Origin of the sequence: Acidibrevibacterium fodinaquatile, assembly GCF_003352165.1 — a bacterium.
In the GTDB taxonomy this organism is placed as follows: Bacteria; Pseudomonadota; Alphaproteobacteria; order Acetobacterales; family Acetobacteraceae; genus Acidibrevibacterium; species Acidibrevibacterium fodinaquatile.
On sequence record NZ_CP029176.1, the window covers coordinates 769,969 to 784,592 of the forward strand.

General features: G+C 67.5%; 12 protein-coding genes. 5 read left to right on the plus strand and 7 right to left on the minus strand.

Going from position 1 to position 14,624, the window contains the following annotated elements; all coding sequences use genetic code 11:
• Nucleotides 1-7 precede the first annotated feature (7 nt).
• Nucleotides 8-985 (minus strand): SMP-30/gluconolactonase/LRE family protein, encoded by a 978-nt coding sequence (locus tag DEF76_RS03780; protein WP_114911182.1) that lies wholly within the window; start codon nucleotides 983-985, stop codon nucleotides 8-10.
• Between the two features lie 93 nt (nucleotides 986-1,078).
• On the opposite strand from DEF76_RS03780, the gene DEF76_RS03785 reads away from it, so the two are divergent.
• Entirely contained in the window at nucleotides 1,079-1,552 is a 474-nt protein-coding gene (locus DEF76_RS03785; RefSeq protein ID WP_162800468.1) for a DUF3237 domain-containing protein, read from the plus strand.
• A gap of 131 nt (nucleotides 1,553-1,683) precedes the next feature.
• Here the strand turns inward: DEF76_RS03785 and DEF76_RS03790 are convergent, their stop codons facing one another.
• Genes DEF76_RS03790 through hemA form a run of 3 tightly spaced genes read right to left on the minus strand, consistent with a single transcriptional unit; the run spans nucleotide 1,684 to nucleotide 4,373 of the window.
• Nucleotides 1,684-2,070, minus strand: coding sequence for a YraN family protein (locus DEF76_RS03790; protein WP_114911184.1), 387 nt, complete (start codon nucleotides 2,068-2,070; stop codon nucleotides 1,684-1,686).
• Complete coding sequence (locus DEF76_RS03795; RefSeq protein WP_162800469.1) at nucleotides 2,042-3,133, minus strand: AI-2E family transporter; 1,092 nt, start codon at nucleotides 3,131-3,133, stop codon at nucleotides 2,042-2,044. The genes DEF76_RS03790 and DEF76_RS03795 overlap by 29 nt, the downstream gene beginning before the upstream one ends.
• Nucleotides 3,134-3,161: 28 nt before the next feature.
• Nucleotides 3,162-4,373 carry a 5-aminolevulinate synthase gene (hemA, locus tag DEF76_RS03800; protein WP_114911186.1) on the minus strand — a complete coding sequence of 404 codons (1,212 nt, stop codon included), beginning with the start codon at nucleotides 4,371-4,373 and terminating at the stop codon, nucleotides 3,162-3,164.
• Nucleotides 4,374-4,630: 257 nt separating this feature from the next.
• Here hemA and DEF76_RS03805 point away from each other — a divergent pair, with 257 nt between their 5' ends.
• Nucleotides 4,631-6,550, plus strand: a complete 1,920-nt coding sequence (locus tag DEF76_RS03805; protein ID WP_114911187.1) for a tetratricopeptide repeat protein — start codon at nucleotides 4,631-4,633, stop codon at nucleotides 6,548-6,550.
• A gap of 45 nt (nucleotides 6,551-6,595) precedes the next feature.
• On the opposite strand, the gene DEF76_RS03810 is transcribed toward DEF76_RS03805, so the two are convergent.
• Entirely contained in the window at nucleotides 6,596-7,855 is a 1,260-nt protein-coding gene (locus DEF76_RS03810; protein WP_114911188.1) for an amidase, read from the minus strand.
• 131 nt (nucleotides 7,856-7,986) lie between these two features.
• Between DEF76_RS03810 and DEF76_RS03815 the strand changes: the two genes are divergently transcribed.
• On the plus strand, nucleotides 7,987-8,331 hold the full coding sequence (locus tag DEF76_RS03815) for a hypothetical protein (protein ID WP_114911189.1): 345 nt from the start codon (nucleotides 7,987-7,989) through the stop codon (nucleotides 8,329-8,331).
• 75 nt (nucleotides 8,332-8,406) lie between these two features.
• Here the strand turns inward: DEF76_RS03815 and DEF76_RS03820 are convergent, their stop codons facing one another.
• Entirely contained in the window at nucleotides 8,407-10,731 is a 2,325-nt protein-coding gene (locus DEF76_RS03820) for a penicillin acylase family protein (protein WP_114911190.1), read from the minus strand.
• A 196-nt stretch (nucleotides 10,732-10,927) separates the two neighbouring features.
• On the minus strand, nucleotides 10,928-12,439 hold the full coding sequence (locus tag DEF76_RS03825) for an aldehyde dehydrogenase family protein (RefSeq protein ID WP_114911191.1): 1,512 nt from the start codon (nucleotides 12,437-12,439) through the stop codon (nucleotides 10,928-10,930).
• Between the two features lie 116 nt (nucleotides 12,440-12,555).
• Between DEF76_RS03825 and DEF76_RS03830 the strand changes: the two genes are divergently transcribed.
• On the plus strand, nucleotides 12,556-13,773 hold the full coding sequence (locus tag DEF76_RS03830) for a CaiB/BaiF CoA transferase family protein (protein ID WP_114911192.1): 1,218 nt from the start codon (nucleotides 12,556-12,558) through the stop codon (nucleotides 13,771-13,773).
• Nucleotides 13,773-14,621, plus strand: coding sequence for an alpha/beta fold hydrolase (locus DEF76_RS03835; RefSeq protein WP_114911193.1), 849 nt, complete (start codon nucleotides 13,773-13,775; stop codon nucleotides 14,619-14,621). Before DEF76_RS03830 ends, DEF76_RS03835 begins: the two co-directional genes overlap by 1 nt.
• Nucleotides 14,622-14,624 lie beyond the last annotated feature (3 nt).

Below are 14,624 nucleotides of genomic sequence, written 5' to 3' on the forward strand. Positions count from 1 at the left end.
GCGGTGCCTACGGCGTCGCCGCGCCCTGGGTTTCGACATAGAGGCTATAGACCGAGGTGCTGGCGCAAATGAACAGCCGGTTCCGCTTGGCGCCGCCGAAGGTGAGGTTGGCGGCGGATTCGGGGAGGTGGATCTTGCCGATCAGATCGCCGTTCGGGGCATAGCAGCGCACGCCGTGCTCGCTCGCCGCCGCCCACCCCATGCTGCACCAGACATTGCCGTCGCAATCGGTGCGCAGGCCATCGGTGAAGCCGGGGGCGAAATCCTCGGCGAAAACCCGGCTCTTGCGGAGCTTGCCGCTGGCTGCGTCGGCGTCGAAGACGCGGATATGGGCGGGGCCGCCCTCGGTCGCGCCGCTATCGACGATGTAGAGCCGCTTTTCATCGGGCGAAAAGGCGAGGCCGTTCGGCTGCACGAAATCATCGGCGACCACTTTGGCGCGCCCGGTCGCGGGGTCGAGGCGATAGACATTGTGCGGCAGTTCGTCTTCCCCCTTATTGCCCTCGTAATGGCCTTTGATGCCGTAATTGGGATCGGTGAACCAGATGCCGCCGTCGGACGCGACGATGACATCGTTCGGGGAATTGAGCCGCTTGCCCTCGAACCGGTCGATGAGCACGGTGATCGAGCCGTCATGCTCGGTGCGGGTCACGCGCCGTGTGCCATGCTCGCAGGAAATCAGACGCCCCTCGCGATCGACGGTGTTGCCGTTGCTGTTGTTCGAGGGGGCGCGAAAGACGCTGACATGGCCGTCGTCTTCCAGCCAGCGGAGTTGGCGGTTATTGGGGATGTCGCTCCACACGAGATAGCGCCCGGCGCGGAAATAGGCCGGCCCTTCGGCCCAGCGGCAGCCGGTCGCGATGCGCTCGATATAGCCATTGCCGATGAGCGCCGAAAAACGCCGCTCCAGCCGTTCCACGCGGGGGTCGGGATAGACCCAGTCCGCAAGCGGGCCGAGCGGGGCGAAGCCGCGTGTATCGATCATGTTTTCCTCCCAGGTTTGACGAGATCATGGCAGAACTATACCGGAATGGTGCCTGAAGTCAGGATCGCGGCAAAGCCCGGAAGGAAAGCAACCATGACGCCGACACAACCGACACTGGAAGCCGTTTTCACCGCCGAGGTCACGGTCGGCGCCGCGATCGATGTCGGCGCCGGGAGTGTCCCCGGCACGCGGCGGCGCATCGTCCCGATCCTCGGCGGCACGGTGCGTGGGCCGCGCATGGTCGGCGAGATATTGACGATGGGGGCGGATTGGCAGCTGATCGAGGAAGAAGGCGCCATCACGCGGCTGGTCGCGCGCTACGCCATGCGGGCGAGCGACGGCACGATCATCACCATCGTCAACCGCGCCATCCGGCGCGCCCCGGCGGCGATCATCGCGCGGCTCGCGGCGGGGGACGCGGTCGATCCGGCGCATTATTATTTCCGCGGCGCGCCGAGCTTTGAGGCGCCACCGGGGCCGCATCGCTGGCTCAGCGAAAGCCTCTTCGTCTGCTCTGGCGCCCGCGCGCCGCGCGCGGTGGTGATCGATGTCTACCGCGTCGCTTAAAGCGGGGGCAGGCGAGGGAGAAAATTTCTAGAGCAAGGTAGGTTTTGATTGAACCATCCTGTTCAATCAAAACCGGCCAACGTGCTCGCCAAAATAGGGCTAGAGCGCGATCGACTTAAACCGATCGCGCTCTAGTCTTCGGCGCGAAACGCATCGCTGATCCGCCGCAGGCGCCCGGCGCGGTCAACCACGATCACATCGAAGCGCACCCCGGCGCGGCCCCAGCCGGGCTGCGCTGCGAGCACGATTTCGGCCGCGGCGAGCAGGCGGCGGCGCTGGCGGAGCGAAAGCGAGGCCGCGGCCTCGGCAAGGCTCGCGCGGGTCTTGACCTCGACGAAGGCGAGCACGCCGGCGCGCTCGGCGATCAGGTCGATTTCGCCGGCGTCGGTCCGCAGCCGGCGCGCGAGCAACGTCCAGCCTTCGGCGAGGAGGGCCGCCGACGCGGCGTCCTCGGCGGCGCGGCCGCGGCGCTCGGCGCGCGCGCCGCGCTCAGCCCGCGGTGACGCGGGGGGGTTCATGGACCGGCGGCGGCGGCACCGGCATGGCATTCGGATAGGGCTTGCCGCCTTTGGCGAATTCCTTGAGCAGGGAAAGCCCGACGCCGAGCAGCACCGGTCCGAGGAAAACCCCGAGCAGGCCAAACCCGATGGCGCCGCCAAGCACCCCGAGCACGGTCGGCAAGAACGGCAGCTGCGCGCCGCGGGCGATGAAATAAGGGCGGATGACGTGATCCAGCCCAGCCACCACGATCACCCCATAAAGCCCAAGAAAAATTGCATGCCCGGTCTCGCCGATACCGATCTGCCAAAGCATCACCGGGATCCAGACTAGCGGCGCGCCGATCGGCAAGGTCGCGAGAAAGCCGGCGATCAGGCCGAGCAGCGGCGCCCGCGGCACCGCGGTAAGCCAGAGGCCGCAAAATACCAACAACCCCTGCACGATGGCGTTGCCGAGAATGCCATAGACGGTGCCGCGCACGGTCTTGCCGATGACGGCGCGCAGCCGCGCCGCTTGCGGCCCGAACACCCGCTCCAGCGCCGCGACCAGCCAGACCCCGATCTTCTCGCCATGCAGATAGAAGAAAAAGCTGATGAAAAGCGCGAAACCGAAGCCCGCGACGCCATTGGCGATGCCGAGCAGAAGCCGCAAGCCCTCCTCGATGATGGTGCCGAAATAAGGGCGGAAAAACGCCACCATGACGTTGATGTCATCCGCCCAGCTATTCCAGAGATCGCGAAGCAGCGTCCCCGCGATGGGCAGCCGCGCGACCCAGGGCGGCGCCGCCGGCAATCCGTTTTGGAGCCCGGCCTGGATCGCAAGACGCAAATGCATGACGTCCTTGCCGCCGCCCGGCAAGGCGATGGCGAGCGGCAGTAACACCAGCACCGTCGCCGCCAACACCATGGTCAGCGCGGCGAGCCACGGCGGCAGCCCGAAACGGCGCAGGCGCAGATGGACCGGCCAGCTCGCGAACACCAGGATCGCCGCCCAAAGAATGGCCGAAAAAAACGGCGAGAGCACATAAAGGCAGCCCAACAGCAGGATGCCGAGCAGCGCCACCATCAAAATTCGTTCGGCCACCCTGCCTCTCCTTTCGGGGCGCCTTGGCTTATGCCGCCTGCGACGTCCCGATCGCGAGCACGGCGCGGAGTGCGGCGATGAGATCATCCATCATCGCATCGGTATGGAACGGGCCGGGGGTGAAGCGAAGGCGCTCGGTGCCGCGCGGCACCGTCGGATAGTTGATCGGCGTCACGTAAATGCCGAATTCGTCGAGCAGCCGCCGGCTCACCGCCTTGCAGCGCGCGGCATCGCCGATTTCCACCGGCACGATATGGCTCACCGAGGGGAGGCGCGGGATCCCGGCCTCATCGAAACGGCGTTTCAGGGTCTCGGCGCGCTCGAAAAGCTTTGCCCGCCGCTCGGGATGGGCGCGGACATAGCGGATCGAAGCGAGGGCAGCGGCGGCGATGACCGGCGGCAGCGAGGTCGTGAAAATGAACCCGGCGGCGGTCGAGCGGATGAAATCGATCACCTCGGCGCGGCCGGTGATATAGCCGCCATGGGTGCCGAACCCCTTGGCCAACGTCCCTTCGATGATGTCGATCTCACCGGCGACGCCGTCGCGCTCGGCAACCCCGCCGCCTTGCGGGCCATAGAGGCCGACGGCGTGGACCTCGTCGAGATAGGTCATGGCGCCGTATTTGCGCGCCAGCGCCGCGATCGCGCCGATCGGCGCGATATCGGCGTCCATCGAATAGACGCTCTCGAAGGCGATCAGCTTCGGCGCCGCCGCCGGCGCGGCGCGCAACAGATCCTCGAGATGGTCGAGATCATTGTGGCGGAAAATATGCCGCTTGGCCGGGCTGTGGCGCATGCCGGCGATCATCGAGGCGTGGTTTTTCGCGTCCGAAAACACTTCCCAGCCCGGCAGGCTGCCGAGAATGGTGGTCAGCGCGGCGTCGTTCGAGACGTAGCCTGAGGTGAACAAAAGCGCCGCCTCCTTGCCGTGGAGATCGGCGAGTTCGGCCTCGAGCGCGTCGTGCAGCGGGCTGGTGCCGGCGATGTTGCGGGTGCCACCCGCGCCGACGCCGTGGCTCCGCGCCGCAGCGCACGCGGCTTCCATCGTGACTTCGGCAATGCCCATCCCGAGATAATCGTTGGCGGACCAGACCGTGACATCGCGCTTGCGCCCATCCTGCTCCCATTCATAGACCGGGAAGCGTTCGGCGTTGCGGCCGAGCGGGGTGAAGCTGCGATAGCGGCCCTGGGCGCGGATATCGGCGAGGGCCTGATGGCAAAGCGCGTGAAAAGCGTGCATGATGTTCGTCGGTTACCCCGATTTGCCCCCCGGCCCTGGTCCTCTGGCCCATCCTCACCGAACGCATTTCTCAGCGAACCGATTTCCGGCGGGCGGGCCTTGCGCCCTTCGGCCCCGCGCGGCGGGGCCCTGGCGTCTCGCCCCTATATTCCCTTGCGGCCAGCGGGGGCAAGAGCGGCGCGGGATCGAGGGGCGGGATTAATCGGGTCTTTACCTTGCGGTGATGAAATCGCCTTCCCGCAAGCCGCAGGTGGCCCATGACCCTTGATGAGATGCTCGAAAACGCCTCCACGCTGCAGCAATCCGGCGCCGTGGAGGCGGCGGAGCGGGCCTATCTCCTCGCCATCAGCCATTTTCCCGATAGCGCCGAGGCGCGTTATCGGCGGGGGCTTTTGCATCTCGCAGAGAGCCGCGCGGCAACCGCGGCGATCCTGTTCCGCCAGGCGCTGGCTTTGGCCCCGTCGCCGCGGTTTTATCTTTCCCTCGGCGCCGCCCTTGAGCTCGATGGGCAGGCCCAGGCCGCTGCCGCCGCGTATCGCGTGGCGGTCACCGCCACCCCTGATTTCGTCGAGGCCAAATTCGGCCTTGGCCGCTGCCAGCAGATGATGGGCCAGATCGAGGCCGCCATCGTCACCTATCAGGACGTGTTGGCGGCGCGGCCAGATTCGTCGGCGGTCTGGTTCAATCTCGGCATGGCGCTTTATGCGCTCCATCGCCCGGCCGACGCCGCCCGCGCTTTCCGCGCCGCCGTCACCAGCGCGCCCGACAATGCCGAAGCCTGGGTCAATCTCGCTTTCATGCTCGAACGCGCCGATCAGCCGGAGGCGGCGCTGGCCGCCTGCGAGGAGGCCCGCGCCGCCGGCGTCAATCGCCCCACGCTCCTCGTCAATCAGGCGAGCGCGCTCCGCGCGCTTGGGCGTTTCGAGGCGGCGCTCGCGGTCTGCAGCGAGGCTTTGCGCGAAGCCCCGGGCGAGGCCGCTGCCTACGCGACCTTGACCGCGACGCTCAGCGACATGGGTCACCATGACCGCGCGATCGCCGCCGCCGATCTCGCCCTCGAACACCATCCCGACCCTGCCCCCGCCGATCGCGCCGGCCTGGCCCGCATCGTCGGCAACAAGGGCCTTGCCCTGCTCTATCTCGGCCGGCTCGAAGAGGCGATCGTGACGCTGCGCGAGGCCGTTGCCGCCAATCCGGCGGACGCCGATATCGCGGTCAATCTCGGCCTCGCCCTCCTTTCCAGCGGCACCCACATGCGGGAGGGCTTCGCCCTGTTCGAGCGCCGCCGCGAGCAGGGGGCGACGGCGCCGCGCGGATTTTCCGAAGCCTTCTGGCAGGGCGAGGATATCGCCGGGCGCACGATCCTCCTCCATGCCGAGGAGGGGTTCGGCGACACGCTGCAATTCGTCCGTTATGCGCCGCTGGTCGCGGCCCGCGGGGCGCGCGTCATCCTCGAAGTGCCGCCGCCGCTGGTCCGGCTCTGCGCCGGGCTGCCGGGGGTAACACAGGTGGTCGCGACCGGTGCGGCGTTGCCGGCGTTTGACTGCCATTGCCCGCTGCTCAGCCTGCCGCATGTTTTTGGGACCACGCTCGAAACCATTCCCGCCGCCATTCCCTATCTCGCCGCCGATCCCGCCCTCGTCAGGGAGTGGGCGACCCGTCTGCCACCCGGCCCGGGCTTGCGCGTCGGCCTGGTTTGGGCCGGGCATGCGCAAGCGCAGCGCGCCTATGCCCACCGGGTCGATCCGCGTCGCTCGCTGCCGCTCGCCGCTCTCGCCCCGCTCGGCGCGGTGCCGGGGATTGCTTTCGTCAGCCTCCAGAAGGGGCCACCGGCGAACGAGCTTGCCCATCCGCCCTTCACGATCAACGACCCGATGGCGGAGGTGCGGGATTTCGCCGATACCGCCGCCCTCATCGCCGGGCTCGATCTGGTGATCTCGGTCGACACCGCGGTCGCGCATCTCGCCGGCGCGCTCGGCAAGCCGGTCTGGATGCTGTCGCGCTTTGACGCCTGTTGGCGCTGGCTCCGCGCGCGGAGCGACAGCCCGTGGTATCCGACGCTCCGCGTCTATCGCCAGCCGAGCCCCGGCGAGTGGGCACCGGCGATCGCCACCCTCACCGCCGATCTCGCGCGGCTCGCCCGCCAGAGCGCGGATGCCACCGCGCGCGCCGCCTGACCCCGCGCCCCCTGATCTCGCGCTCCCTGATCTCTGCCGTTGTGACTATCCCAGCGCCTGCCTGACCCACTCCGCCCAGGTGAGCGTCGCCGCGTCGTCATCGAAGCGGCCGACGATCTGCGCGCCGAGCGGCATGCCGTTCGGCCCCTTGCCGGCAGGGACGGTGACGCACGGAACATGGAGGCTGGTCCAAAGATAATTGAACGCCGGATCGCCGGTGAAATCGAGGCCGAGCGGCGCCTCGCCGGGGGCGGCGGGGGTGACGAGAATGTCGAGCCCCTCGATCGCCGCCGGGAAGGCGGCACGGCAGCGGCGCAGCGTCGCCCGCGCGGCAAACAGGCTCTCGGGCGCCGCCGCCATGCCGGCGGTGAGCCGCTCGGTGAGCGCGCGGCTGAGTTTCGCGGGATGGGTGAACAACTCCCAGGCCAGCGCCCGCGCCGCCTCGGCGTTCATCACCAAAGGATGCGCCTCCGCCAATGCTGCGAACTCGGCCGGCAATTCACGCGCTTCGACGTGGGCTCCGGCACGCCGGAGGCGGGTTTCGGCCTCGGCGAGGAGGGCGACGGTCTCGGGCGCCGCGAGCGGCCAGGAGGGCGAGCGGCAGATCCCGATGCGCGGCGCGCGCTCCGGCTTGCGCTCGGGATCGCCAAGGGCGCGCCCGCCCAGCGTTCCCGCGAGCAGCGCGCCATCGGCGACGCTGCGGGCAAAGACGCCGATCGTATCGAGGCTTTCGGCGAGCGGCTTGAGCCCGGCGCGGTTGATGGTGCCGAAGCTCGGCTTGAAGCCGACGACGCCGCAATAGGCCGCCGGGCGGATGACGCTGCCGGCGGTTTGCGTCCCGAGCGCGAAGGGGAAATACCCGGCCGCAACCCCGGCCGCCGAGCCGCTGCTCGAGCCGCCGGGGGTGCGCGCCGGGTCATGCGGGTTGGCGGTGGGGCCGGGATGGCGATAGGCAAATTCGGTCGTCACGGTTTTGCCGATCACCACAGCGCCACTCGCCCGCGCCCAAGCGATGGCGGCGGCATCGGCGCGCGGGCGATGGCCGTGCCAAATCGGCGAGCCATAGGCGCTTGGCATGTCGGCGGTGTCGAAGACATCCTTGACCCCGAGCGGCAGGCCATGGAGCGGCCCCGGCATTGGCCGCCGGGAGGGTAGCGCGGGGTCGAGATAGGCATAGATGTGCAGCCGCGCCTCGTGCTGCGCCGCGCGCGCGAGGCAGGCATCAAGCAGCGCCGCCGGGGTCAGGCTTCCGGCATTGATGCGGTGGCGCGCTTGGCTTGCGGTGAGATCGGCGGGATCGGACATCGGGGACTCCTTCCGCGGCGAGGCGTGCGCCGCATTCTTGGGGACACGGCATCATCGGGCTGGCGGAACGACGCGCCAAGGTCCATTTTGCACGCATGGGCAGGGGCGTATCCCTCGGAGATCTTCACATCATGGTCACTTCGCTGCGCGTGATGGCGCCTTTTCTTCTCCTACTCGGGCTCGGCGGCTGCGCCACCCAGAAGCAAAGTCCCGCCGAGCAGGCGGCGATCGAGGAATGTCGCCAGCAGGTCGATAAGGCCTATATGCAGCAAAATCCCGATGCTCTTTACAAACAGGACATGTATGCCAACAGCACGCGGGATGCGCCGAACGCGACCTATGGCCTGATGGGGGTTTCCGGTGCTGGTCTCGGCGCGGTTTATGACCGCAATCAGGCGCTGGAGAATTGCTTGATCCAGAAAGGCGTGCCGCCGCAGGCGCCGAGCGTCCAGCCCTGGCTGCCGGTGGCGCCGTAACGCGAACAGACAAAAGTCTTTTTGCTTCTTTTTCTTCAGAAAAAGAAGTCTTTTCTAACGCCCCCTCTGTCTCCCTCACGGCGTGAGGGTAAGGCGCGCGGTGACGCTGTCTGGCGTCGCGGGCAGGGTGATCGCGGCACCGTCGCGCCAAAGCGTGAGCAGATCGGCGGCATGGCGGCTGAGGAGATTGCCGCTCTCGCCGGGGGCGATGATGAAGCGGCTATTGTCCGGGTTCGCGAGGTCATAGACGCCGCGATAGGAGGGGCCGTGGACGGCATCGAGACTCTCCGGCGCCATCGCCGCGCGGTCGATGGTTGCATCATCGCCGCCATCGGCGATGCGAAAGGTCGCAAGCCGCCCGAGCCCGGGCATGCGCGAGAGCAGCGGGTGGGCGAAAACCGCCTGATGCGCGACCCCCCAGCGCCAGGCGCGCGGATCGGGCCCATAGGCGCGGGCGAGATCGCCGGTCGCGTCTTCGAGAGCGCGCAGCAGGAGCGGCGTGCAATCGCCGTCGCACCAGGTCGCAGCCCCTGCCGGCGTGAACAAGGAGGCGGTGAATTCGAGGAAAGGCGCCGCCGGATCGCCTTGCCTGACGCCCGCCGCGCTGAGCACCAAGGCGGCGAAGCGCCGCATCCAGGCGTTGAAGATCAGGGGCTCCGGCCGCGCCAGGTCCATCTGCCCCTGCCAGCCGGCAAGCAGCCCAAGCGCGGTTGCGGCAAGGCCCGGCGGCGGTGCCAGCGCCCGCAGCGCCGGCAGAATTTCGGCGGCGAAAGCGCTGGTGGTGTCAGCCTGGATTGCCGAGACGTCGGCGACCGACAGCGTTCCCTTGGCGGCGAGCAGGGCGCGGATGCGCCGGGCCCGCCAATCGCCTGGCCAATCCTCGCCGAGGAAAGCGCCACCGGGCAGTGGCGCGATCTCCTCATTGGCATTGACGAGGTGCCCGCTCGGGGGCGCGATGCTATGCGGCAGTGCCGCGCCCGAAGCCCAGCCGATCCAGTCATGGGCGGTATCGGCGCCGTTTTGCGGCGGGAAATCCTCGGGGTGGCGGCGGATCGGGACGCGGCCGGTGACGAAAAGGGCGATCCGGGTGCGATCGGCGACCATCAAATTCTGCACCGGGGCACTGATTTGCGGCGCCGCTTCGCCCGCTTCCTCGACTGATTGCGCGTGATCGAGGGCGTAGAGCCCGCTGGCTGCGGTCCCGAGGCCGGCGAGATTGGCCATCGCGACGGCGAGAAGGCGGGTCTCGCCGGGAATAAGATCGCTGATCACCGGGCCGTGGCGGGTCGCGCGCACCGTCAGCACCACGTCTGGCGCGCCGCGCACCTTGATCCGCTCCTCGCGCAGGCCGAACGCGAGCGGGCCGGTCGGGCCGAGATAATGGCCGGGATCGATCGGGGTTTCGACGAACACATCCTCGGTATCGGCGCTGTTGGAGGTGAAGCTCCAGGCGATATGGCCGTTCTGGCCGAGGACGAGGAACGGCACGCCGGGAACCGTCGCCCCCGTCCAGACACCTGCCGGGGTTGCGATGCGCGCGAGATACCAGAGGCCCGGGAAACTGAACCCGAGATGCGGATCGCCGGCGAGCAGCGGCGCCCCGGTCGCGCTATGGGCGCCATCGACCGCCCAGGCGTTCGATTCTTCGGCCGGCGCATTGAACGGCGCTGGAAGCAGCGGCATCGCCGCGAGCAGCCGGCCGGCAAGCGCGGCGAAACGCACGTCGCGCGCGGCCGCATCGGGTCTCCCGGCGGTCGCTTGCGCCGGCCATAGCGCCCGGATGCGCGCGGGCGTCAGCTTGGGATTGGCGGCGAGCGCGATCCGGGCCAGCTCCACCCGCTCATTGGCGGCGAGATACCAGCCCATGAGATGGCCCCACAGCAGCGAATCGACCGGGGTCCAGGGATCGAGATGGCGGAAGAAAATACATTCGAGACAGGCATAGCGCCCGCGCGCATCGAGCCAGGCATTGACGCCGGCGGCATAGGCGTCGAGATCGGCGCGCACCGCCGGCGGCAGCGTGCGATATTCCACCTCCGCGTCCTGACGCAGACCAAGGGTGCGCATCAGGCGATCGCTGCCGAGGCCGGCGGGGCCGACCCATTCCGCAAGCCGCCCGGAAACCGTGCGCCGCATCAGCTCCATCTGAAACAGCCGGTCACGGGCATGGGCATAGCCGAGGGCGAGCGCGGCGTCGGCCTCGCTCGCGGCCTCGATGCGCGCGATACCGTGGCTGTCGAAGCTCACCGCGACCGGCGCGCTGAGTGCCGGGATGCGCAGCGTTTCGCGCGCCGGCGGCAAGGTATGCCACGCCATCCCGCCGGCGATGACGAGCGCGAAAAGCAGCACGCTCGCGCCCCCGCCGATCAGCCGCCGCGTCAGCCGCAGTGCCTTCTTCATCGTCCCTCGCGCAGCGGTTTCAAATAAAGATAAAAAACTTCTTTTTCTGGAAGAAAAAGAAGCAAAAAGACTTCTGTCCCGGTTTCTCGGAGCGGCCAATACCCCAGAAAGGGCAGTGCCTACGGCACTGCCCAACAGGTAAAAGTTTTTTGGTTCTTTTTTTCAAAAAAGAACGATTTTTGTCTTAATGCTGAGATTATCCGTAATTCACCATGATCGTCTTCTTGTGGGTGAAGTGTTCTTGCATCGCTTCCAGCGACGCTTCCTTGCCCAACCCCGAGCTTTTCACCCCGCCATAGGAAAGATTGGCCTGGACGACGAGGTTCTGGTTGATTTGCACGAGGCCGGCCTCCAGCCGATGGGCGAGATCGAGGCCGCGTTTGAGGTTATTGGTCCAAAGCGAGGCGGCGAGGCCGTATTCGCTGTCATTGGCCTCGGCGAGCACCGCTTCCGCGTCATCGAAGGGAAACACGCAGGTGACCGGGCCGAAAATCTCCTCGCGCACCAGGCGGCTCTCGCGGGTGAGACCGGTGAAGATATGCGGCTGCAGGAAAAGCCCTTTTTTCAGCGCGGGGTCGGTGGGCAGGGCGCTGCAGACCAGCGCCTTGGCGCCCGGCGTTGCCGCCCCCTCGGCGACGAAGCCCTTGACCTTCTCGAACTGCCCCTCGCTGATGATGGTGCCGATATCGGTTTTCTCATCGAGCGGATCGCCCATCACCATGGCGTTCACCTTCTCGGCGAGTGCGGCGACGAAGCGGTCGAAGATCGGCCGCTCGACATAGATCCGGCTCGCCGCGGTGCAGCTCTGGCCCTGGCGGGTGAAGCGCATCGAGGTGATCGCGCCCATCACGGTCTTCTCGAAATCGCAGTCGGCGAAGACCAGCATCGGGCTTTTGCCGCCGAGTTCGAGCGTCACCGGGATCAGCTTCTCGGCGGCGGCGACGGCGACGATGCGCCCGACCTCGACACTGCCGGTGAAGGTGACTTTCCGCACCTTGGGATGGGCGACCAGCGGCGCGCCGCATTCCGGGCCGAAGCCCGAGAGCATGTTAAAGCAGCCCGGCGGCAGGATGCGGTTCATGAGTTCACAAATGCGCAAGACGGCGAGCGGCGCTTCCTCCGCCGATTTCACCACCACCGTGTTCCCGGCGACCAGGGCCGGGGCGATCTTGAGCGCCATCAGGAGCATCGGCACGTTCCACGGAATGATCGCGCCGACCACGCCGAGCGGCTCACGCACCGTGACCGAAAGCACATCCGGCGCGAACGGCACGCTCTCGCCCTTCAGCTCGCTGCCGAGGCCGCCGAAGAAGCTGAAAATATCGGCGACCACATTCGCCTCGACCCGGCTTTCGGTGCGGAGCGCCTTGCCGGTCTCGAGCGCGATCAGGCGCGCGAGTTCCTCCGCATGCGCGCCGATCAAGGCGGCGCATTGGCTGACGAGCGCGCCGCGTTTGCGCGCCGGCAGTTTCGCCCAGTCCTTTTGCGCGGCCGCCGCGTTCACCACCGCGGCGTCGACATCGGCGGCATCGCCCTCGGCGGCGCGGGCGATCTCGGCTCCGGTCGCGGGATTGTGCACCGCGAAACTGCGCCCGGAGCGGGCCGGGACGAACCGCCCGCCGATGAAATGATGGCCCGAAAGGGCGCGCGCCAACGCGTTCTGGTCGAGCGTCGGGGCCGACGGGGTGGGCATGGGCTGGTCGAGCATCGGGTTTTCCTCCCGTGATTGGGTCTCTATAAACGGTGGCCGAAGATGAACCGAGTGCCGGCGCCCTGCAAGGGCGAGCGCCACGGGGCGGCCGGTTTGCAGGCGGAGAAACGAGGATGGCGACCATGGCGGCGAGCGGTCCCTTGGCGGGTTTGCGCGTGTTCGATTTGACCCGGGTCCTCGCCGGGCCGACGGCAACGCAAATGCTCGGTGATCTCGGCGCCGAGGTCATCAAGATCGAAAAACCCGGGAGCGGGGATGATACGCGCGGCTTCGCCCCGCCCTTCATGCCCGGCAGTCGCGAAAGCGCCTATTTCACCGGCGTCAACCGCAACAAGCGCTCCGTCACCCTCGATATCGCGACCCCGAAAGGCCAGGAACTGGCGCTCGCCCTGATCGCGCGCTGCGATATTCTGGTGGAGAACTTCAAGGTCGGCGCGCTCGCCAAATATGGCCTCGGCTATGCCCAGCTCCACGAGCGATTCCCCCGCCTGATCTATTGCTCGATCACCGGCTTCGGCCAGACCGGCCCCTACGCGCCGCGCCCCGGGTATGACAGCCTGATCCAGGCGATGGGCGGGGTCATGAGCCTGACCGGCGAGCCCGAGGGGTTGCCGCAGAAGGTCGGCGTGCCGGTTGCCGATCTTTTCGCCGGGCTCTATGGCTGCATCGGCATCCTCGCCGCGCTTCGCCATCGCGAGCAGACCGGGATCGGCCAGCAGATCGATATCGGCATGCTCGACACCCATGTCGCCTGGCTCGCCAATCAGGGCATGAACTATCTCGCGACCGGCGAGAACCCGCCGCGCCTCGGCAACCAGCATCCCAACATCGTCCCCTACCAGGTGTTCGCGACCGAGGATGGCCACATCGTCCTCTCGATCGGCAATGACCCGACCTTCCAGCGCTTTTGCCAGGCGTTCGGGCTCGCGCCGCTGCTGGCCGATCCGCGTTTCGCAACCAACGCCGCGCGGGTCGAAAACCGCGCTTTGGTTACGGAGACTCTCGCCCCGGTGCTCGCCGCGCACCCGACCGCGTGGTGGGTTGAGAAGCTGGAAGCGCTCAAGATCGGCTGCGGGCCGATCAACCGGCTTTCCGAGGTGTTCGCCGACCCGCAGGTGATCGCGCGCGGCGCCGTCGTCGAAATGGCGCGTCCGGGCGCCGAAAACGATCGCGTCAAGGTGATCGCCAACCCGGTGCGGCTTGACGTCACACCGGTCGATTACCGCTTACCGCCGCCGCTGCTCGGCGAGCATACCACGGCGGTGCTCGGCGAACTGCTCGGCCTCGATGACGCGGCGATCGCCGGGCTGCGCGCCGAAGGGGTGGTTTAATGCGGCCCCTTTTGGGGGAAATCCGCTATTTTCTCGCCGGCAGCTTTTATCGCATGCGCTATCACGAGCTTGGCAGCCGCAAGCACCCGACAGTGGTCTGTGTCCATGGTCTGACCCGCAGCGGGCGCGATTTCGATGCGCTGGCCGCCGGCCTTGCCGACCGGTTTCATGTGCTCAGCCCCGACCTTCCCGGCCGCGGCGCTTCCGACTGGCTGCCGGATGCGAGCCTTTATCAGCCGCAATCCTATGTCATCGCGCTCACCCATCTGCTCGCAACGCTTGGCGAGCGGGTGATGTGGGTCGGAACCTCTCTGGGCGGCATTTGCGGCATGATGATCGCGTCCTCGCCGGGGGCGCCGATCTCGCGCATGGTGCTCAATGACGTCGGGCCGATGGTGCCGGGACGCGCGATCGCGCGCATTCGTGATTACATGAGCGTGCGCCCGGAATTCCCCGATCTGCTCGCGCTCGAGGCCCATCTCCGTCATGTCCATGCCGGCTTCGGCCCGCTTTCGGACGCGCACTGGGAGCATTTGACCAAGACCTCAGCTCGGCATTTGCCGGATGGGCGGGTCGCGCTGCACTATGATCCCGGCATCGCCAAACCGATCCGCACCTCGCTTGCGATCGATACCGAGCTCTGGCCATGGTGGGAGAAGATTAACATCCCGGTGCTTGCCATACGCGGCGAAAACAGCGATCTCCTGCTGCCGAAAACCTTCGAGCGGATGGTCCAATCCGGGGCCATGCCGCATGTGGTGAAAGATACCGGGCATGCGCCGGCGCTGATGGATGCCGAAACCATTGGCGTGGTGCGGTCTTTTTTGCTGGAACAGGATAAGAGCTAGATC